The sequence below is a fragment of the Singulisphaera chitinilytica genome, assembly GCF_049331405.1.
Classification (GTDB): domain Bacteria; phylum Planctomycetota; class Planctomycetia; order Isosphaerales; family Isosphaeraceae; genus PoT.
The window spans coordinates 548,816-569,803 of the sequence record NZ_CP186274.1 but is presented as its reverse complement, the minus strand read 5'-3'; the positions used below and the strand labels follow the sequence as shown (position 1 = coordinate 569,803).

The 20,988-nt window shown below is 66.0% G+C and carries 16 protein-coding genes; 12 read left to right on the top strand and 4 right to left on the bottom strand.

Going from position 1 to position 20,988, the window contains the following annotated elements:
• Positions 1-426 precede the first annotated feature (426 nt).
• A complete protein-coding gene (locus ACOYYX_RS02010) occupies positions 427-1,512 on the top strand; it encodes a DUF1559 domain-containing protein (RefSeq protein ID WP_422928266.1) in 1,086 nt (361 codons plus the stop codon).
• 104 nt (positions 1,513-1,616) lie between these two features.
• Complete coding sequence (locus ACOYYX_RS02005; protein ID WP_422928265.1) at positions 1,617-2,072, top strand: hypothetical protein; 456 nt, start codon at positions 1,617-1,619, stop codon at positions 2,070-2,072.
• A 785-nt stretch (positions 2,073-2,857) separates the two neighbouring features.
• Here ACOYYX_RS02005 and ACOYYX_RS02000 read toward each other — a convergent pair.
• Positions 2,858-2,986: a hypothetical protein gene (locus tag ACOYYX_RS02000; RefSeq protein ID WP_422928264.1), complete on the bottom strand. Its 129-nt coding sequence runs from the start codon at positions 2,984-2,986 to the stop codon at positions 2,858-2,860.
• On the opposite strand from ACOYYX_RS02000, the gene xseA reads away from it, so the two are divergent.
• The 5 genes from xseA to ACOYYX_RS01975 all read left to right on the top strand — a co-directional run bounded on the left by xseA (position 2,985) and on the right by ACOYYX_RS01975 (position 8,607).
• A complete protein-coding gene (gene xseA, locus ACOYYX_RS01995) occupies positions 2,985-4,151 on the top strand; it encodes an exodeoxyribonuclease VII large subunit (RefSeq protein ID WP_422928263.1) in 1,167 nt (388 codons plus the stop codon). The two genes, ACOYYX_RS02000 and xseA, sit on opposite strands and share 2 nt — an antisense overlap.
• A gap of 4 nt (positions 4,152-4,155) precedes the next feature.
• Positions 4,156-4,479, top strand: a complete 324-nt coding sequence (gene xseB / locus ACOYYX_RS01990; protein ID WP_422928262.1) for an exodeoxyribonuclease VII small subunit — start codon at positions 4,156-4,158, stop codon at positions 4,477-4,479.
• Between the two features lie 225 nt (positions 4,480-4,704).
• Entirely contained in the window at positions 4,705-5,628 is a 924-nt protein-coding gene (locus ACOYYX_RS01985; protein ID WP_422928261.1) for a polyprenyl synthetase family protein, read from the top strand.
• Entirely contained in the window at positions 5,628-7,559 is a 1,932-nt protein-coding gene (gene dxs / locus ACOYYX_RS01980; RefSeq protein WP_422928260.1) for a 1-deoxy-D-xylulose-5-phosphate synthase, read from the top strand. Before ACOYYX_RS01985 ends, dxs begins: the two co-directional genes overlap by 1 nt.
• 130 nt (positions 7,560-7,689) lie before the next feature.
• Positions 7,690-8,607 carry an NAD(+)/NADH kinase gene (locus tag ACOYYX_RS01975; protein ID WP_422928259.1) on the top strand — a complete coding sequence of 306 codons (918 nt, stop codon included), beginning with the start codon at positions 7,690-7,692 and terminating at the stop codon, positions 8,605-8,607.
• An 18-nt stretch (positions 8,608-8,625) separates the two neighbouring features.
• Here the strand turns inward: ACOYYX_RS01975 and ACOYYX_RS01970 are convergent, their stop codons facing one another.
• Positions 8,626-10,083, bottom strand: coding sequence for a metallophosphoesterase family protein (locus ACOYYX_RS01970; protein ID WP_422928258.1), 1,458 nt, complete (start codon positions 10,081-10,083; stop codon positions 8,626-8,628).
• 1,462 nt (positions 10,084-11,545) lie between these two features.
• Between ACOYYX_RS01970 and ACOYYX_RS01965 the strand changes: the two genes are divergently transcribed.
• The 5 genes from ACOYYX_RS01965 to ACOYYX_RS01945 all read left to right on the top strand — a co-directional run bounded on the left by ACOYYX_RS01965 (position 11,546) and on the right by ACOYYX_RS01945 (position 16,498).
• Complete coding sequence (locus tag ACOYYX_RS01965; RefSeq protein WP_422928257.1) at positions 11,546-12,661, top strand: DUF1559 domain-containing protein; 1,116 nt, start codon at positions 11,546-11,548, stop codon at positions 12,659-12,661.
• A gap of 122 nt (positions 12,662-12,783) precedes the next feature.
• A complete protein-coding gene (locus ACOYYX_RS01960) occupies positions 12,784-12,990 on the top strand; it encodes a hypothetical protein (RefSeq protein ID WP_422928256.1) in 207 nt (68 codons plus the stop codon).
• A gap of 280 nt (positions 12,991-13,270) precedes the next feature.
• Positions 13,271-14,029: a PspA/IM30 family protein gene (locus tag ACOYYX_RS01955; RefSeq protein ID WP_422928255.1), complete on the top strand. Its 759-nt coding sequence runs from the start codon at positions 13,271-13,273 to the stop codon at positions 14,027-14,029.
• Between the two features lie 247 nt (positions 14,030-14,276).
• Entirely contained in the window at positions 14,277-16,058 is a 1,782-nt protein-coding gene (locus tag ACOYYX_RS01950) for an ATP-binding protein (protein WP_422928254.1), read from the top strand.
• 119 nt (positions 16,059-16,177) lie between these two features.
• The gene (locus ACOYYX_RS01945) at positions 16,178-16,498 is read left to right on the top strand and encodes a hypothetical protein (RefSeq protein WP_422928253.1); all 321 of its coding nucleotides are present in this window, start codon (positions 16,178-16,180) and stop codon (positions 16,496-16,498) included.
• Between the two features lie 167 nt (positions 16,499-16,665).
• Here ACOYYX_RS01945 and ACOYYX_RS01940 read toward each other — a convergent pair whose 3' ends face one another.
• Both ACOYYX_RS01940 and ACOYYX_RS01935 read right to left on the bottom strand, forming a co-directional pair.
• Positions 16,666-16,845, bottom strand: coding sequence for a hypothetical protein (locus tag ACOYYX_RS01940; protein ID WP_422928252.1), 180 nt, complete (start codon positions 16,843-16,845; stop codon positions 16,666-16,668).
• 160 nt (positions 16,846-17,005) lie between these two features.
• Complete coding sequence (locus ACOYYX_RS01935) at positions 17,006-20,638, bottom strand: septation ring formation regulator EzrA (RefSeq protein ID WP_422928251.1); 3,633 nt, start codon at positions 20,636-20,638, stop codon at positions 17,006-17,008.
• Positions 20,639-20,988: the final 350 nt, after the last annotated feature.

Sequence of the window (20,988 nt, the reverse complement as noted above, 5' to 3'; positions counted from 1 at the left end):
GGAATTCCAGACGTGGCAACCTCTCGAGCCGGCTCCTGGCTCGTCGGCATGACCTCGCGTTGCCGACGAACGTCGTCAATGGCCCGGGCCCAAAAGCCAGAAAACCTGGGAAATTCACGGCTTTCGGGCGATCTGGACAAATCCACTGCGAGCGATCCAGCGGGAGGGGGCAATGGAAGTGATTGCGCAACGAGTGGGGCCTTGTGCGGCGGGAAACCCGCCAATAGGATTGGCACTCCTGGATTTAACTTAAGAAGATCCTGCGAATGTTCTTTTAAGAAATATAATATCGAGCTGGGGGAAAGCCCAGATTTTCAACCAAAACTTCATTTATGCCTGCCTAATCTTAACAATTGTTCGGTACAATCGGCATCGGCCCAGCGGAGTACGACCCTAAGAAGACCATGAAAGGTACAACGAGGTACGATGTTGACTCAAAAATCGAGGCCGGGCTTCACGCTGATCGAGCTTCTCGTCGTCATCGCAATCATTGCCGTGTTGATCGCACTGCTCCTCCCCGCAGTGCAGTCGGCCCGCGAAGCCGCTCGCCGGGCCCAGTGCACCAACAATTTGAAGCAACTGGGGTTAGCTTCGGCGAACGCCGAGTCGACCACCACGGCCTTCATCCCCGGCTTCGGACCCGCTTTCAATGACGCGGTCTTCTCGGGGACCTGCGGCTCTCGCCCGAACGTCCTGGCCCAGCTCCTGCCGTACCTGGAGTTGAGCAGCACGTACAATGCGTTCAACTTCGAGTGGTGCCTCAGCGGCTACGGCCTGAGCACGGCCAACGGGACGGCCCAGATGCAGATCGTCTCGGCGTTCAACTGCCCGTCGGATCCGAACACCATCAAGTTCTTCGACCTCGGCTACGCCAGCTACTGCGCCAGCCTCGGGGCGACCGCGGCCCAGCGGCTCGGCACAGCGGCGGCCTCGTTCGAGTCCGTCACCTCCCGCGCGGGCATCTTCAACGTCATTGCCCTGGACACCTCGTCGACGACCTATCCCAACAAGAACCGGGCCATGCCGGTCACGGTCGCCTCGGTGACCGACGGCACCAGCAACACGGCCCTCTTCGCCGAGACCAAGCGCAGCCGCGCGGCGAACACCACGGCCGACGGCGCCGGCTGGACCTCCGGCATCCTGCCGACCGACCCGGTGAACTTCCTGTATATCAGCAACGGTGACCTCGGTACGGCCCCCAATTGTGCTTATGGCACCTCGGGTTACGCCGGCCGGCTCACCTACCGCGGCCAGCAGTACTACCGCAACCTGCCGATCTGCGGCTACTACAGCCACACCTTGACCCCGAACTCGAAGTGGTTCGATTGCGGCGTCTACGGCACGGCGTTCAACAACGGCCACATGGCGGCCCGGAGCTACCACCCCGGCGGCGCGAACGTCTGCTTCGCCGACGGCTCGGTCCACTTCATCAAGGATGCGGTCAGCGCGACGACCTGGCTCGCCCTGGGCACCCGCGCCGGCGGCGAAGTCGTCAGCGCCGACTCTTACTGAGTCCGGCTCCCGCGAGCCCGCCGCCTCGTCTCGATGTTCGTGGGGAGACGGCCTGACCGCCGTCTCCCGTCATTTCGGCACCTAATTCTCGGATGACAGGCGACATGCGTTCCTCCCTCCTCGCAGCACTGATCCTACCCCTGGGGCTCGTCGCCGGCTGCAGCGAGCCGGTCGGCGAGCCCGTCACCGAAGCCAACCAGGCCGAGGTCGCCCTCAACGACGTGGGCCAGATGTTCCGGCAGTACACGTTCAACAACCACAAGCCGGCGACGAAGGTCTCGGATTTCGCCCCGCTGGAGGCCGTCAACCCGATCGGCCTGAAGGCCCTCCAGGACGGCGACGTTATCGCGCGCAGCGGCGTGGTCATCCAGGACTTCGAGGAAGGCCCCGCGACGAAGGACTCGCCCGACGAGGTGATCGCCTATGCCAAGGAAGTCCCCACCTCCGGCGGACCCGTCCTGATGCACAACCGGACGATCCGCAAGATGACGGCCGAGGAATTCAAGGCCGCCAAGCTCGCCGGCGACAACGACATGGTCGCCAAGGGCAAGAAGTCCTGAGCCTGAATTCCCGGACCGGCTGATTCAACTCGGCAAGACGCCGACAAATCGAACGACCCCGGCCATCACCACGGTGAACGCCGGGGTCGTTCGGTTCATGCAACTTAGATTTTGTTCACATGGTCATGGCGCCTCCGACGGCCTGGAGAGGGCGGGGAGTCACGACCATCCAGACCTCGCGCCGAGCCTGCGGCATGAACGGTCCGCGATCATCCTCGTGGCCAAGTCCAGGGGCCTTCAAGGCGATGATTCGAGTGGCTGCCTGGTCGTGCGGGCATTCCGGCGGATCGTGCCCCGGTTGCTGTCGTGGAATCCTTGGCGGGGCGCATTCCCGACGCTTGTGGAGCGGTTAGCTCGCGAGGCGTCCTCTTGTCCCGGGTTTCTCGGGCTGGACCAGGCGGCGGGAGCTGCCGGGTCACGGAGAAACGCGCTTGCATACAACCCTGACTCACGGTGGCCCCTATGCGGACCAAGAACGGCCGATACTGGCAGATTTGAGTTGTCGTCTTGCGTACGAGTCGACGTCGCCCAACAAATAAATAAGATTATATTAGCAAACATAAAATTCAATGAAACAACAGCGGTTCCACGATCGGGCGTGATCCACCATCGACGGCAAGTCGAGCAGGCCCCTACTTAAGCAAGGCGACCCAGGCGGCAGGGCCACTACCCAAATGACCAGTCCCGACGCTAGACTGGATGACTCGGAGGAGAATCGCGGAGCACGAAAGCGCTCACCAATTCGAGACTCGCCCCGGCCTGCCGGGCGACCCCGGCCGTCCCCCTTACAAGGCCGTCGCCCGCCCCACGATCTCGCCCAGGGCGAGAATCGGCCTGGAAGCCCTGGCTTCAGCCGAACGCCTGGTGTTGTGCTGCGTTGCCGCGAGGAATGTGGAGGAGGAACGCCCGGCCATGTCCATCTTGTCGCTGTTCGACCCCAGGGACGACTCCGTCGGGCAGGGGCTGGAGTCGGTCTCGGAGCTGACCGCCCGGATCAAGGCGATCCTCGAGCTCGGGTTTGCCGACGTGGCCTTGCAGGCCGAGGTCTCGAACCTCGCGAGGCCAAGATCGGGGCACGTCTACCTCGTCCTGAAGGATGAGGGCTCCCAGGTCCGCGCGGTGCTCTGGAAGTCGGAGGCGCAGAAGCTCGTCTTCGACCTCACCGACGGCCTGGCCGTGCGAGTCTGGGGACGGCTCTCCGTCTATGCCCCTCGCGGCGAGTACCAGATCACGATCCGCAAGATCGAGCCCGAGGGGATCGGGGCGCTCGAGCTGGCCTTCCGCCAGGCGGTAGCGAGGCTCGCGGCCGAGGGGCTCTTCGACCCGGATCGCAAACGCCCCCTGCCCCGGTTCCCGCGCAAGATCGTCGTCGTGACCAGCCCCACGGGGGCGGCGGTCCGCGACCTGCTCCAGGTCGTCAGCCGGCGCTGGCGGGCCTCGGATCTGCTGATCGCCCCGTCGAGGGTCCAGGGGGAAGGCGCGGCCGAGGAGATCGTCGAGGCCATCACCCTGGCCAACCGCGTCGCGGGGGCCGACCTCATCATCCTCGCCCGAGGGGGCGGGAGCCTCGAGGATCTCTGGGCCTTCAACGAGGAGATCGTCGCCCGCGCCATCGTGGGCTCGAAACTCCCGGTCGTCACGGCGATCGGCCACGAGGTGGACGTCACCATCGCCGACCTCGCCGCCGACCGCCGCGCCCTGACCCCGAGCGAGGCCGGCGAGCTCTGCGTGCCCGACGCCGCCGAGATCGAGCGCCAGCTCGAACGCCTCGGCCAGCGCCTGGTGGCGGCCGGCAGGCAGCAGGTGGAGGAGGCCCGAGACAGGCTCGCCCGGCTCGCCGACCGCAACGAACGAGCCTTGCGTCGGATCCTCGACGACCGCAAGTTCAGGCTCTCGAGGGCCTCGGCCGCCCTCGAGGCGCTGAGCCCCGTCGCCGTCCTCGCCCGGGGCTACAGCCTCACGCTCAAGGCCTCTGACGGGGCGATCGTCCGCGAACCGGGCGATGTCAAGGCCGGCGACCTCATCGAAACACGGCTCGCCTCGGGCCGAATCGTCAGCCGCGTGGAAGGGAGTGCTTGATCCTTTGACACCGAATCGGAACCCGGAAATGGCCTTCGAGGACGCCCTCGAAGAACTGGAGGGGATCGTCGAGACCCTCGAGCGCGGCGAGCCCGCGCTGGCCGCCGCCCTGGCCCGCTACGAGCGCGGGGTCCATCTCCTGGCCCACTGTCAGGGGCTCCTTGACGGAGCCGAGCGCACCGTGGCGTTGCTCACAAGCGTCGACGCCGCAGGGGAGCCGACGACCGCCCCATTCGACGCGACGGCGACAGCCGACAGGCCCTTGCCCGACGCCCCCAAAGCCAGGGCCTCGCGTAGCGTCGCGACCGACGACGGCATCCCATTCTGAGCGAAGAATTTCGGTGCCGGGGGCGTGACGCAAGCCCATCCGACCCCCGCCCGATACCCCGATCACTTTACGTCGCAAAGTTTTTCCCGGAGCCATGTGGACAATCGCGAGGGGTTTGTCAACAATAGGCACAGTTGGCGAGTGGTCCCCGTGATGGGATGTTCAGGAACGATCAGGGACGACGTACCGCCCCGGCCTCGGCTTGCCACTCGTGTTGATTCATTCATGATGACTCCCAAGTCGACCGAAAGTTCCCGGCTGGCCGCTTTTGTCGAAGAGGGCCGACGCCGGGTGGACGAAGCCCTCGGCCTCTATCTGCCGGAAGCCGACGAAGACCCGAAGGCGTCCTGCCCGTCCCGGCTCGCCTCCGCCATGCGATACAGTGTGCTTGGGGGTGGAAAGCGGCTCCGGCCGATCCTCTGTCTCCTCGCGGCGGAGGCCTGCGGCGGCGATGCCGCCTCGGCACTCCCTGCGGCCTGCGCACTCGAGATGGTACATACGTACTCCTTGATCCATGACGACCTGCCGGCGATGGACGACGACGACCTCAGGCGGGGACGCCCCACCTGCCACAAGGCGTTCGACGAGGCGACGGCGGTCCTGGCGGGCGATGGCTTGTTGACCCTGGCCTTCGAAGTCCTGGCGAAGCACATCCAGCCGGCCGGCGCGGCGATCGCCTGCGTGCAGGCCCTGGCCGAAGGGGCCGGGCCCGACGGGATGGTCGGCGGCCAGATGGCCGACCTCGAGGCGGAAGGGCGGACCGACGCCACGCTCGAGGCCCTCGAGGCCATCCACCGACGCAAGACGGGGGCCCTGCTCCGCGCGTCGCTCCGCATGGGGGGCCTGGTCGCCGGGGCCGATCAGCCGACCTTGAAGGCGCTCGACACTTACGGCCACGCGGTCGGGTTGGCCTTCCAGATCATCGACGACCTGCTGGACGTGGAAGGGGACGAGGCCAAGCTGGGGAAACGGGTCAACAAAGATTCCGAGTTAGGAAAGTGGACCTATCCCGGTTTGTTAGGTATCGAGGGGAGTCGGCAGCGGGCCAGGCAATTGGCTGAAGAAGCCGTCGAGGCGCTGAGACCCCTGGGAGAGCCAGGCGAACGGTTGCGGGCATTGGCCCTGGATCTTTTGGAAAGGGACCGCTGATGAGCAGCACGATGTTGCCCAAGATCGGGTCGCCGGCCGACCTGAAAGCATTGGACGAGACGGAGCTCGAGCAGTTGGCGGCCGAGATGCGAGAGGAGCTGATCGGCGTCGTCGGTCGGCGATCGGCGCACTTCGCCAGCAACCTCGGGGTCGTCGAGCTCTGCCTGGCCTTGCACCTCGCCTTCGACTTCTCGAAGGACCGCCTGATCTGGGACACCGGCCATCAGATCTACCCGCACAAGCTGATCACCGGCCGCGCCGCCGAGCTCCACACGATCCGGACCAAGGGGGGCCTGATGGGCTACCCCAACCCGGCCGAGAGCGAGTACGACCTGTTCATGACCGGGCACGCCGGCTGCGCCCCGTCGACCGCCCTCGGCCTGAAGGCGGGCGACGACCTCGTCGGCCACCCCGAGCGGCACTCGGTCGCGGTCATCGGCGACGGCGCCTTCCCCTCAGGGATCGTCTTCGAGGCGCTCAACAACGCCGTCGGCCTGAACAAGAAGTTCCTCGTCGTCCTCAACGACAACAAGATGTCGATCTGCCCGCGCGTCGGCGGCCTGGCCTACTACCTCGACAAGGCCCGCATGACGCCGATGTACAACGACCTGAATAAGCGGGTCCGCAAGCTGCTCCCGTCGATCCCCCTCGTGGGCGACCAGGCCGAGCGCTGGCTCCAGCAGATGAAGGACGCCATCAAGGCCTCCGTCCACGGCGGGATGCTCTTCGAGGAGCTCGGCTTCACCTACATCGGGCCGATCGACGGCCACGACCTGAAGTCGATGCGGACCTACCTCGAGAAGGTCAAGCAGCTCGACGGCCCCGTCCTGCTCCACGTCCTCACCGACAAGGGGCACGGGTTCGAGCCGGCCCTCAAGGACCCGGTCAAGTATCACGCCCCCGCCCCCTTCCAGCGCAAGGAAGACGGGATCATCCCGCTCAAGACCTCGTCGAACAAGGCATACACCGACGCCGTCAGCGAGGCCCTCTTCAACGCCATGCAGCGCGACCCGAAGGTCGCCGTCCTCACGGCCGCGATGTGCGAGGGGAACAAGCTCCAGAAGATCCGCGAGACCTTCCCGAGCCGCTTCTTCGACACCGGGATCTGCGAGAGTCACGCCGTCGCCTTCGCCGGCGGCATGGCCAAGGCGGGCGCGAAGCCCGTCGTCGACATCTACAGCACGTTCCTCCAGCGTTCCTACGACCAGATCTTCCAGGAGGTCGCCCTCCAGGACCTGCCGGTCGTCTTCACGCTGGACCGCGCCGGGCTGGTCGGCTCCGACGGGCCGACGCACCACGGCACGTACGACATCTCGTACATGCGGATGTTCCCCAACATGGTGGTGATGGCCCCGGGCGACGAGAAGGACGTCACGCCGATGATCGAGTTCGCGCTCGGCCACACGTCCCCCGTCTCGATCCGCTACCCCAAGGCCAACCTCGAGAGCATCGAGCGAGAGGCCCAGCCGATCGAGTTGGGCCAGGCGGAAGTGCTCGAGTGGGAGACCGACGGCATGTTCCTGGCCTGCGGCACGCTGGTCAGCACCTGCCTCCGGGCGGCCGAGCGGCTCCGCGAGGAATACGGCCTGAGGGTCGGCGTGGTCAACGCCCGCTTCATCAAGCCGCTCGACAAGACGACCGTGGCCAAGGCGATCGAGGAGTGCGGCTTCGTCATCACCGTCGAGGAAGGCTGCTTGATGGGCGGCTTCGGCTCGGCCGTGCTCGAGGCGGCCAACGACGCCGGCCTAAACACCACCCACGTCCGCCGGCTCGGCCTGCCCGACCGCTTCGTGCTCCACGCCGAACGCGATGAGCAACTCGCCGAAGTCGGGCTCGACGTCGAGGGGATCACCCGCTCGGCCCTCGAACTCGCCCGCGCCGTGGGCCTGCCGGGTGCCCTCGCCGAGAACGGCCAGGCCTGCGCGACCTGAGCCGGTTCCCCCCTTCGCCGACGATTCCACGCGGCCAGGGCGTCCCGATGGACGACGGGGGCTACCCCACCCTGGTAGAATGCGGAGGATACCAGAGGCCATAGTCTCGACGAGGATCGTGGACCTACTTATGGGGAAACCCTCCTCCGCAGCGGAAGCCAGGCCGCGTGAGCTCCCGCCACTGAATCTCATGATCCTCGGCAACGGCACCAAGCCGGAGGTCCACACTCACGCGCATCGGCTCGCCGAGGCGCTCGAGTGTCACCCCGACCTGATCGTTTCCGGGATCGACCTGGCCTCAGACACCGACCTCTCCGGGCTCACGGCCGACATCGCCGTGGTCCTGGGGGGCGACGGCACGGTCCTGCACACGGCGAGGAGGATGGGGGACCATCCCACCCCCGTCCTCGGGATCAACCTCGGCCGGCTCGGATTCCTGGCGGACCTGACCCCCGACGACTTCCTGATCCGCCTCGGCGACCTGGCCGAGCGCCGGTACATGATCGACAACCTCATGACCCTCTCGTGCACGCTCTCGCCCAAGTCGGGCCCGACGCGCGAGTTTCGCGGGCTCAACGACGTCGTCCTCCGCGCGGCCCCCTTCTTCCACCTGCTGGACATCGGGCTCTCGATCGACGGCGAAGAGGTCATGACCTATCGGGGCGACGGCCTGATCCTGGCCACCCCCGTCGGCTCGACCGCGCATAGCCTCTCGGCCGGGGGGCCGATCCTGCCGCCGAACGCCCACATGTTCGTCGTGACCCCGCTCTGCCCCCACACGCTCACCCAGCGCCCGCTCGTCGACGCCACGCACAAGGTCTACGAGATGGTTCCGCTCGTCTCGGGGGTCGCGACGGTCCTCGTCATCGACGGCCAGGTCCAGGTCCCCGTGGCCTGCGAGGACCGCGTGATCATCCGCCGGGGCAAGACCCCCTTCCCGATGATCCGCCTCCCCGGGCACAGTTTCTATCGGACGCTCCGCGACAAGCTCGGCTGGGGCGCGGCCCCTCCCGGGGACCGCGGCGTCCACGTGCATCCCCCCGTCTGAGGGGCGGCCCCGTCGCCATCAGCGGGTGATGACGAATCGATCTAGCTCGTCCCCGGCCGCCGAGACCTGCTTGACCGAGAGCCGGTTGGCGTCGACGTCCACCACCGTCATCGAGTGCGTGTCGGCCACGAACTTGGCGGTGTACTCCTGCCAGGAGCCGGGGTCGTCGGTCTGGTCGGTGTTGTAGAGCCGGGCCCCGCCCCCTCCAGTCACGAGGTAGATGACCCCCTTAGGCTTCGTCCTCGTCTTGCCGTCGAACTCTCTGTCGAGCGTCCAGCGCCCCTTGATGCGCCCATCGGCCGTGACGGGCAGTTTTCCAGCTTCCGGGTCCGGCACGAATTGCATCGGGTAAGACCGCTGATAGTTGTGGATATGGCCGCAGAGGACGAGGTCGACGCCGTACTTCTCGAAGAGCGGGGCGAGTAGCCGCGTCCTCTGCTCGTCGTAATGCGTCTTCGACGAGTGGAACGGGGGCTGGTGGAACGCGACGACCCGCCAGGTCGCCCCCTTGGCGGCGGCGAGGTCGCGCTCGAGCCAGTCGTGGAGCGCGGGGTCCGACCAGTTGGCGTAGGGGTTCGTGTCGAGGACCGTCCAGTGGACGTCGCCCGCGTCGAAGGCATAGCTCGCCATCTGCGGATACGCCGGCCTGGCGGCGTCGAGATAGGCCTTGCGACGATCCTCGGCCCCGATCAGGGTCGGCGTGTTGGCGGCGCCGGGCTCGGTGATCGGGCCGTTCTTCGGCAGGGCCCAAACGAGGTAATAGGCCAGGGCGTCGGGGAATTCGTCCAGGTGCCTCTCCAGCAGGTCATGGTTCCCGGGCGCGGCGAGCACTAATGTCGAGCGCAGGAGCGGCGCCCCGGTCGTGGGGGACGCCTCGTCGGCATTGTAAATGGGGAAGAACTTCTGGAGATATTCCGACATCAACCCCTTGTAATAGACGAGGTCGCCCGTGATGAAGACGTAGTCCGGACGGGCGCGATAGGCCTGATAGGCGACGGCCCGCTGCTCCCAGGAGTCGGCACCGCCGTCGCCGAAGGCGACGAACCTGTGCGGTTGGCCCGCGACCTTCGGGGCGCGTGCCTCGGCCTCGAAGACGGTGACCCCCGCCCGCTTGACCCGATACGAGAACGTCTCCCCCCTGGGCATCGCGGCGATCTTCGACCGGAAAAGACGCCTCGGCTGCACGCTCCCGGCCTGGTAGGCGATGGCCCTCGGCGCCTCGGCCTCCCTCCAGGATTCCGACGACGTCGAGCGGACCTCCACCGACCATTCGACGTCGCGGTCGGGCGCCTGCCAGAGGACCGCCAACTCCTTGCCGGTCGCGTCATCCCCCCACTGCACATAAGGCGAGACCCAGAAGGCACCGACCGGCACCTCGCGCCAGGTGGCATTGCGACGCCGAAGCACCTCGCCGGCCCCCAGCAGTATCAGGACGGCGAGGAAGGCGAGAAACCGGCTCCTTCTCCGGGCATCCATAAGTCAGTCTCGATTTCAAAAGACTCTCGCGCCCGAAAAGAGAGGACCACACCCAGCCAGACGCGCAGCGAACCTCCCGGGATGTCCTAACAAACCCCGCGGTTTTCGGCAATGGGCGACTTATTCCATCATCTTATCGTGCTGATTCGACGTCTTAATTTTGACCACTTATTGAATCAACGAACGGAAAGGCGTCCGCCATCTCTTCTTGCAAATCCCGAAAAGATCACCCGACCGGCCGGGCCATCAGCGACACGAGCCATCGGGGATTCACCGAATCCGATCAGTGGGACCTCGACGTCATTTCAACGCAAAACGGCATCAGGACTATTATTAATGCAGAAGGCACCACGGAACGGGCAAGGTCATCAACTCCAATCAGCCTTATTATAAGATCTCACCTAGTTCCTCGCCCAACCAGGCCATTCGGCGGCTCGCGATTGGCCCCGGTGATTCCATGACCTCACAAATTTATATACGATATATCCTCATCCTGCCGCATCAACCGAAGATGGCCTGCTCACGCCGAGGCATCGGAGCCCATTCTGCATCAAATCTATCGATGACGTTTTAACCGTTAACTCCTAAGGAGTTCTCTGTCAAAGTCTTGCCATAGTGTGAAGATCCCCGTAAACTTACGAAGAGTGGTCGAACAAAGTAGATGGCGCCCATTTCTGCTCAAAATCGGATCAGCCATGGAACATAAGTTTCATGAACTCCGAGTGCCGGGTCTCTGCACGCTTTGAGTGGATAGGGCTCGTGGGTCTTGGTGGCGACATTGTTGCGCCCAAGGCAACGCGAGCGGGCCGGGCGAGTGGTGTGCGGTCGTGACATCACCCCGTCAAGCTTGATTGGAATAGCCGCGACTCACATGGAGTGGCACATTCCTTCACGCCGGCGGAGTGGTCGCGACGAGGATTAAGAGCGGAGGGTTGTGCCGGATCGATCCCCGACCCGCTCGGCATACATGGGTCTGCCAGGCCGGGAAATGTGAGAAGATCTGGGATCGCCATCCTCTTGCAATCCAAGGGTAGGAGACATCTCCGCTCCTTGATCGCGCCCACAGGCAGGCCCTGCCTCGCACTGGGTAAAGACGGCCTTACTTTACACGCGGCTCGGCCGCGAGAGCGTCTCTGCGTCGGTCCTCGGATAGCCCTGTAAGTCCCCCCCTTCCTGGACTCCCCCCTTCCAGTTGGGCTATCCGGTCCCTCGAACGATTGGAATCGGGCTCCCGTCCGAGGGTGCGCGCCCAGCCGGTCATCATTGACGGCTCGTTCCCCCGGGTCTCGGGCCTTGACGGCGAATGCGGGTCGTCGCGAGCGGCCTGCTCATAATGATCGCGCCTGAGACCGGGTCCGACGGCCCCGGTCCCGAGGCCGCATCGACACCGCTTCGAATCGACCGGGGAATAGCCCAGAGATTTTCAAATGTTCTCGTCTCCGTCCTTGGAGGTCTGAATTCGATGCCAATCCGTCGTCGTTCCGGATTCACGCTGATCGAGCTGCTGGTGGTGATCGCGATCATCGCCGTGCTGATCGCCCTTCTCCTGCCGGCCGTGCAGGCCGCCCGCGAGGCCGCCCGACGTGCGCAGTGCGTCAACAACCTCAAGCAATTGGGGCTGGCCGTCCATAACTATCATTCGCAGCAGAACGTCTTCCCGCCGCTCGTCGGCAACCTGTCCTCGGCCTGGTTCAAGATCAGCAGCGACTGGTGGCCGCTCGACTGGACGGCCATGCTGCTCCCGCAGATGGAACAGCAGCCCTTGTACAATGCGCTCAACTGGAGCCTCCACGGCGGCAATCCCAACTACAACAACACGCCGCAGAACTCCACCGTGATGTTCACGCAGATCGCGACGATCATCTGCCCGTCGGAGAATCTGCGGACCCCCACGATCCAGGCCGGGTTCAAGAACTACGTGGCGAACGCCGGCGGCCCCTCGGTGATGAGCGCCTGGAACGGCATCTTCGTCCCATTCCGACCCGATGCGAACAGCTACCCCGGCATCTCGGAAGGTTACACCAATGGCAACTGCGGCTCGTTCGGCCTCGAGTCGGTGACGGACGGCTCCTCGAACACGGCCATGTTCAGCGAGACGCTGCTGGGCTCCGGCCCCGGCTCGATCACCATCAGCACCACCAAGCGGCCGACGACGTACCTCTTCCCCAGCGGCATGAACCTGCCCCCGGACTCCGGCATGAACTCGGGCGCCTCGGCCCTGCAGTTCTACAACGCGTGCAAGAGCCTCCCCGGTTCCACGGCCGACTTCGGCGGCCTGTCCCCGGCCAACGGCAACTGCTGGATCTCGGGACACCCCGGCTCATTCTTCATCTTCGACGCTTACAACCACTGGATGCCGCCGAACTCGATCGGCTGCGACAACCAGGCCGACACCAACACCGGCGGCTACGGGAGCGTCCAGGACGGCGTCCCGCCGAGCAGCAACCACTCGGGCGGCGTGAACATGGGCATGGCCGACGGCTCGGTCAAGTTCATCAAGAACACCATCAGCATCTCGTCATGGTGGGCGCTCGGCACCCGCAACATGGGCGAAGTCATCAGCAGCGACGCGCTCTGAGTTCGGACCGAGCGGCCAGCTCGCCACTCCCCTGGCGAGTTGGCGATTCGCTCGAAGGACCCAGCCCGATCGTCAGATCCTCGACCCAACATTCAAGACCCAGCGAGAAAGGCCCGGAACCTATGCGAATCACCCGACTCGGATTGTTGGGGTCGTTCCTGATCCCCACCCTGGGCTTCACGGGATGCGGCGGCGAAAGCTCCGGATACAACCCGCCCGAGAAGACGGTCGTCAACGCCCCCGTCGAGAAAGATCTGCAAGCGCAGCTCGAGCGGCAGATCCACATGAAGCCCGTCAAGAAGACCTGGAAGCCGAACTCCCACCGCTGAACGAACAGCTTCTCCGATACCGATGACCTCTCCGCCCGCGATCGCGTTCGAACCTCCACTTTCCGCTCCGCCGCTGGATACTCCCCAAAATAATGACGCATGCGAGGCGAACGCTCCCAAGGGCCGAGTCGTCGCCAGCCGAACTCCCGGCTTCGATCCGGCCACCTTGTCGGCGGAAAGTGTGGTGGTTCATGGATCTTGTTCGGCGGGACCGCTAACATCGGCATCAGCGTTGCGAGGAACCCGGGGGTCAGGGTCCTCTGTTGGAGGTGAATGCGCAATGATTCTGGACAAGATCTGGAAGTCGATCAAATCCCAGTTCAACAAACTGGCCAACGCGATCAGCGGCTACGACCCGATCGCGCAGATGCAGTACGAATACGACCGATCGATCGATCAGATCAAGGAGGGCCGCGAGGGCCTGGCCCAGTACCGGGCCCTGGTCGAGCGCGTGGGTCGCCAGGCGGACGATCAGAAGAAGCAGGTCTCCATGATCGAGGCCAAGGTCAAGGCGTACCTGAACGCCAACGACCGCGACTCGGCCGCCCGGCATGCGCTCGAGTTGAAGCGTGCCAAGGACGAGCTCGGCGAGAAGGAGAAGCAGCTCGCGATTCACGAGCAGTCGTATCAGAATAATTTGCTCAAGATCAAGCGGGCCGTCCAGAAGCTCGACGAGATCAAGCACAAGATCACCAAGTATGACGCCGAGTTGAAGATGAGCCGGGCCGAGGCCGAGATGGCCCAGCTCTCCACCCAGTTCAACTTCAACCTCACGACCGACTTCGGCCAGGCCGAGCAGGTCCTGCAGGACCAGATCGACCGCAACCGGGGGCGCGTCCGGGTGGCCGCCGACATGTCGGGCGAAGGGGTCGAGGACATCCAGCAGGAGATCGCCGTCGAGAAGGCCATGGCCGACGACGCGCTCCGGGAGTTCGAGGTCGACCAGGGGCTCGTCACCCCCGAAACCGCCGGACCCGGCTCCAAGAAGACCAAGGAACTCGGGCCCGCCAAGACGCTCGAGCCCCTGCCCGAGATCTGAGCGGGATCGTGATCGACCGGCGACGCGAGGTAGCGCGAGGGTCCTGCCGGGGCCCTCGCGTGGCGGGCATCGTCCCATCGAGGCGCGGCTTCGAAGCCAGGGCCCAAGGGGCGATTTGCGGCCGGCGGCATCCTGACATCAAAACCCTTTCCCTCGTCAATACGGGCATTGTGGCCGGGACCTCCTTCGGGGCTTGCGGCGGCGGGCGGCATCCATGACTAAGGATCTGAACGGGGCGAAAAACCCGGTGAACGTTCCACCTCCCAGGCTCCCTGGCGAGGAGGGGCGGACCGTACCCCAGTGGTTCCCGGGCTGGGCCAGGGAGTTCTCCGAGCAGTACTTCTCGGAGACGACCTGCCTCTTCCTGCTCCACGGCAACGTCCATGACCTGACCTGGATTCCCGAGGGGGACGGCGGGAAGTACGGCAGCCTGATCCGGTTCCTCGCGACCCAGATGTTCGGCTCGTGGGACCTCGTCCTGCTCTACGACATGAGCCAGGGCTTGCGCGTTTATGCCGGCAGCGATGCCGATCGGCATCGCAAGATGATCGCCCAGCTCGAAGGCAAGATCGGCGACCCCAAGCTCTGGCCGCGCGACCCGGATGCCGCCCTGAACCTGATCGACCGCCTCGTGCAGCAGATCCTGCTCGAGCCCGAGTCGGCGACCCCGACGAGCCTGGGGGTCATTATCCAGCACGCACAATATCTCGTGCCCAACGCCGAGCTGATCCAGATGGGGGGCTCGTTCGGCACGAGGCTCGTCCAACTGCTGACCTGGGCCCAGAACCCGTACATCAAGCGGCACAACATCGCCTTCTGCCTGCTGGCCGACCAGCTCGCCGAGGTGAACGAGCGACTCACCGGCTCCGCCCACGTGGCCACCTTGCACGTGCCGATGCCCGACCTCGCCGCCCGCGAGCAGTATGCAGCCTGGTTCGAGAAGAGCGACGGGAAGGCGAACAAACTCACCGACTTCCCCCCCGCGCAGCTCGCCGCGCTCACGAACGGCCTGAGCCTCGTCAGTCTCGAGCGAATGCTCTCGCAGGCCGAGCAGACGAAGGCGAAGCTCGACGCCACGACCCTCAAGCTGCTCAAGAAGGGGCTGATCGAGCGGCAGGCTCGCGGCCTCGTGGAATTCGTCGACCCGCCCCACACCCTCGACGACTTCGTCGGCAACGACGCGGTCAAGCAACGGCTGTCGGAGGATGCCAAGCTCCTCGGCGCGGGGCGGCTCGACGTGGCGCCGATGGGATACCTCGTCTGCGGGCCGGTCGGCACGGGCAAGACGTATCTCGCCGAGTGCTTCGCCGGTTCGGTGGGGATCCCCTGCGTCAAGCTCCGCAACTTCCGCTCGAAGTACGTCGGCGAGACCGAGGGGAACCTCGAGCAGATCCTCACCGTGCTCCGGGCGATGGGCCCTGTCCTCGTCGTCATCGACGAGGCGGACGCTGCGCTCGGGGACCGCGAGAACGGGGGCGACTCGGGCACGTCGAGCCGGGTCTTCTCCATGATCGCCGGCCAGATGGGAGACACCCGCTATCGGGGCAAGCTCATCTGGATGCTGCTGACGAGCCGCCCCGACCTGCTGCCGATCGACCTCAAGCGGCAGGGGCGAGCCGAAGTCCACCTCCCCCTCTTCGGCCCCGGGACCGACGCCGAGGTCCAGTTCATGCTCAAGGCGATGGCGAAGAAGAACAAGGTCGCCCTCGCCCCCGACGCCCTGCCCGACGGCCTCGCCGGTCGCGGGCTCAGCGGCGCGGACATCGAGAGCATCGCCCTCTCGGCCAAGCGCAAGGCCCTGACCGAAGGGCGCGAGACATTGACGCGCGCGGACCTGGATCGGGCCCTCGCCGACTTCATCCCCTCGGCCCAGGGGCTCGAGAAGGAGAAGCAAGAACTCGCGGCCGTGCTCGAATGCACGTCGATGGGGTTCCTCCCCGAGGACTGGCAGGCCCGGATCCAGGCCCCCGAAGGCCGCGCCCGGCTCCAGCAACGCATGGCCGAGATCCGGAGGCTGATCGAAGACTGACCGACGGACGTTCCGACGAATCACGACCATTCCACCTCGAAGCCGGTATGAGGCGCCCCCCAGAGGGACCCGCCACGCACCGGTTCGGCACGAACCCGCTCAAGCGAAGGGACTGAACGATGGCAAGCAAGGCGGATAAGGGCGAGGCCAAGTCGAAGCGAACCCCGTGGCTGGACGACCGCTCCAACCCGCAGATCCATGCCTACACCGAGCGGCTCGGCACGTTCATCGAGGCCCTCGCCGACGGCAAGATCGACGACCACGAGCTCCACGACCAGCAGGCGCGCGTCATCGCCCTGATGAAGAAGGTCGAGCCGGAATTGTCCGACGAGCTGCATCATGAAGTCACGGCCCTGCTCTGCGAGCTGACCGCGTATAACATCATGCACACGCTGCAAGAGCTGGCCTCGGCCCGCCCCAAGACGCAGTTCCGGGGTTGATGCCGATCCTCTTTCGCTCGCCGACATCCCATGCCAATTCCCGAACGGAACGCCAAGGTGGTCAGCGTGTCGAGCCACGACACCTCGATCACCCGCGTTCCGGGCTCTTTCCCGACGACGCCCCGTCTCGTTGGCCCCCGAAGGCCAGTCCCGGCGTCGATCAGGGATCAGGTCGCCAGCTCGCTCCGGTCGCGGACGTAGCTCCGGGCGACCAGGCTGCCGATGATCAGCCCCGAGAGGGCCGAGTCGATCCCGTGGGGAAGGCCAAGCTTGTAAGACATCCACATCATGGCGATCGTGACGACGAACGCGACCGGCAATAGCTTCAGCAGGCTCTTCATGTTCATCGGGCTCGCTCCTGATTCGTCTTCACTCTTGCTCGTGAGGGCCGATGGGTCTCGGGCCCCTTCGAGTGGGTTATCAGGGGCGGCACGTCGATCGGACGTAAATCGCAGAGGATCGGCCTCTCATGCGGCCCATGCGTCATCCTTCCTGCACGCCGAGGGCTTACCAGCTCGCCTGGTCGGCTCCCGAGGTCCAATTCCCCCGGTTGTCGCCGGCGTCCCAGGAGCCGGTGACGGGCTCCGGCGGCGATGAAGCGAAGGGCTCGTCCTGGGCCCTTGCCTGCTGCGAGCCGAGGACCCCGGCCGCGACGGCGGCGGCCGCAGCGGCCTGCGCGGCCGCGATGATCATCCCGGTGTTGGGCCCGTTGAAGACATTCTCGGACTCGACGCGCATCCGGCGCCTGCGGGCCTCCTGCGCTGCGGCCTCATACGACTCGCTCGCCGCGCGTTCGGCCGCGTTGGCGAATTCGACGGCCTGTTCGTAAGACTGGGTCGCGAGCGCCCCGCGGGCCCGGGCGAGTTCCCCCTCGGCATTGTTGACGGCGGCCGAGACGCCCAGCTCGTAGAAGGCCCGGGCCGACCGGATCGCCCGATCGGCCTGATTGATCTCGGCGATCGCCCCGTTCGCCAGCGAGACGTCCTCCCGAGCGAGGCCCTCCGCCCGATCAAGGTTGGCCTCGACCTCGTCGAGTTGCCGCAGCAAGTGCCCCCAGTCGCTCGCGTCGGCCGGGCCACCCTCGAAGGCTCGGAGGGCATCGAGGGCCGCTCGATAGCGCTGATTGGCGGGGAGTCGGTCCTTCTCCTCCCGGCCGAGCATCGAGCCGAGGTCTCGGGCCTTGCGACGGACCTGCTCGAGCTTCGTGGTGACACGCTCATAGCCTTCGACATCCTCGCCCCCTTGCCGCATCGCCATCGCGAGCCCCTGGCGGACGATGGTGGCCTGCCGCTCGACGGCCGGCCAGTTGGCCGGGCGTTGGTTCAGGAGTCCGGCCAGCTCGCGATGGGCGGCGACGCTCCGATCGAGGGCGCGGCGGGCGTCGTCGCCTATGGCCTGGCGGTTCTGCTCGAAGTAGGACTCCCCTTGCCGGATCTCGGCCGCAAGACCGGCTGTTTCCTCGCGCATCCTCCGGGCGAGTTCGGCCAGGGTCGTCTCGCGGTCGGCCAAGGCTGTCAGGAGCCGGTCGATCTCGGCCCGGCCTCGGGCTAGCTCCTTCAGCGATGAAGCCGCCGCCAGGTAATGCTGGACGTGATCCGAGGCATCCTCGTCGGCGCGGGCCAGCGAGGTTTCGAGGGACTGGAGCCGCGCCCTGGCCTGCTTGGCGTTGCCGGCGACGTCGGCCCACGACTCCGCCGCGTCGGTCTTCCGGAGGTGTTCCAGCGTGGCCTCCGCCCGTTCGAGGCCTTGGCGGATCTCGGCGACCCCCTCGTGCATCGCGGGCAGTTCCTTGAGGAGCAGGTCGCGGGCCTGGAGATGCTCGTCGATCCCCCGCCGCGCCCTGTCAAGCGTGGCGCGGGCCTCGTCGAGGGACTTCGAGGCCGATCCCGGATCACCCTTCTTGAGGGCATTGAGCGCGGATTCTTGCTTCGCGCGGGCTTCGACGATCCCTCGATCGGGATCCGCCTCGCGTTCGACGAGCTTGACTCCCTGCCCTCGCAGTTGGGATGCGCGGGCGGCGAGTTCGTCGATGGCCTTGCCGACCTCCTGGGCCTCATGGAACCGGGAGAGCACCTGCCCGGCCCGGCCGATCACCGCCTCGAGCGCCTCGCGGGAATGCGCAATCGCCTCGGAGGCCCCGATCGGGTCGGTCACGATGAGGGCCTCGGCCTGAATGAAGAGGCCCTTGATGGTCGACTCTTCCTGGGAATAGGCCTCAGTCGGCAAACCGACCTGGCCGATCGCCTCGCGGGCCTTCTTGAGTTCCCCTGCCTTGGCCTGCGCCGACTTCAAGGACTCCCGTGCCTGCTCGTGGGCCTGGTTGAGGCGGTCGAGCTGCTGCTCGCACGAGGCGCATTCGCGGAGGATCTCGTCGACGTTCCCCTCGGTCTCGATGAGCTTCTTCGCTTCCTCGATCTTGGAGACGGCCAGCCCCGATCCGCTCTTGACCAACGTCTGGGCTTGATCCCAGACGTCCATGACGCGGAGCCAACGCTCCCAGAGGGCGTTCAGGGTCTTCTCTACGTCCTGATAGAGCACGAGAGTTGCCCCGGCCAGGGGATGGGTGTAGTCGGGGTCGGTGAGCGGGAGGGCCTTGTGGCGCTGCCGGAGGGCATCAAGGCGGTCCATGAGCGAGACGGCCTTCTCGCGGAACCCCTTGAACTGGGCCCCGACCTTCCCCTGGAGGCGTCGCTTGCGATACCAGAGCGCCCCATAGACGGCGGCGACGAGTGCGATGATCATGCCCAGGATCATGAACGGGACCGTGCGGGTGTAGTAGACGTGCGCCCTGACTCGGGCCTGCGACTGGTCGCGGACCTCGACGAGCGGCCCCTCGGCCTCCTTGAAGGCGGCGAGGGCCCGGCGGTCGTCCTTGCCGGCGGATTCTCGGGCGGTCGCGAGCGAGGTGCTCGCCCGGTTCCAGTCGTCCAGGAGCTCCTTGCCGGCCACGCCCGCCGCCTGGGCGCGGTCGAGCTCCGCCTTCGCCGAGCCTTCCAGCGCGGCGATCTCGCGGGCCTTCTGCTCGACGTCGCGACGCAGGTTGGGGAGCGCCTTGACGTGCTCCAGCGCGGCGTGGAGCGAGCCATCGATCGGATTGGCGAGGGCCTCCGCCCGGCCGGGGTCGGACTTCAACGCCTGTCGGGCCAGCTCGATCTGGGCCTTGGCGGCGTCGAGCTCCTCCTGCACGGGGGCGACCGGCAGCCCCTCCTCGAAGGCGGCCTCCACCTCCTTGAGCACGTCCCCGGCCAGGGCCGACGACTTCTGGAGCGCCCGGTCGACCGCCGCCTGCCTCGCCGAGACGCGTTGGAGCTGGTCGAGTTCGTCGTTGAGCGAGCGCTCGGACCGCTGGGCCAGGTCGAGGGCCTCGCTCGGGCTGGTGTTCGATCGGCGCGTCGCCGCCTCGATGTCGTCCGCGGCGAGCTTCATCCGCGACTCATAGGCGCCCACGTCCAGGCCCTTCGACCTGGACTCGCCGACCTCCTTGCGGACCTCTTCCAGCACGCGCTTCGCCGTGGCGAGGGCCGACTGGGCCTCTTGCTTGAGCTGGGCCTCGCGGGCGGCCGACTCGTCGCGATGGCGGGCCAGGCTCATGTCGCGCTCGCCGATCCAGCGGTCGATCTGGGTCAGGAGCACGCGCAGGCCCCGGACGTAATCCTTCGACTTCGCATAGGAGATGAAGTGCGGCTGGATCAGGTCCCGCTCGATGTAAGGGTCGCGGAACCCGAACCGTTCCTGCAATTCCTCGCCGCCGAGGACGATGACCTGCCGGTTCTCGATCGCCAGGAGGATCACCACCGCCCGCTTCGGGTCGAACGCGATCTTGCGCCGGGCCGCCTGCGATTCCCAGCGCTCGATCATCTGCTCGAGGTATGCCCGCGTGGCCTTCTTACCGGAGCCGGTCGAGCGGACGACGACCACGTAGTATGTCTGCGACGACTCCTTCTCGAGCCGGGCGATGTCCGGGCGGAGGGAGTCGTAGTCGCCGTCCACCTGCGTCTGGTAGACCCGCTCCCCCGTGTACTCGGGGATCGGCGAGGGGTCGGAAGGACGCTGCGCCGAGGCCTGCGAAATCCAGCCCGGTGTGGCCAGCACGATCAGGATCAGGGCACGCAACGAGCCCATGTTGTTGCCGAAGCTCATCCCTTGCCCTCTCCCAGAAATCCGGAGGAACCGCCGACCCTCGCCCCGCTGATCCATTGACGTTACCCGAACCCACGCCCCTCGGCGATTGGCTCGTGGCGGGCCTCCCGGACTCGACCTCTCTCCGAGCATGCGCACCCTTGTACTCGATCCAGATCCAGGCTCAATCAGCCCTGAATGCTAAGGGGTCATCCCCATTCGACCGTCACCTGATTTCGACGTCGCCCACTCCAAGTCATTCGCGAAATGCGTCGGTGTGTGGCCGTTGGCCCGGCCTTCGCTTAAGCTTTTGCATGATGACGGGCCGGGCCAGAACAAAGGCCGAGGCCTGCCGAGGCGACCTCCCATCT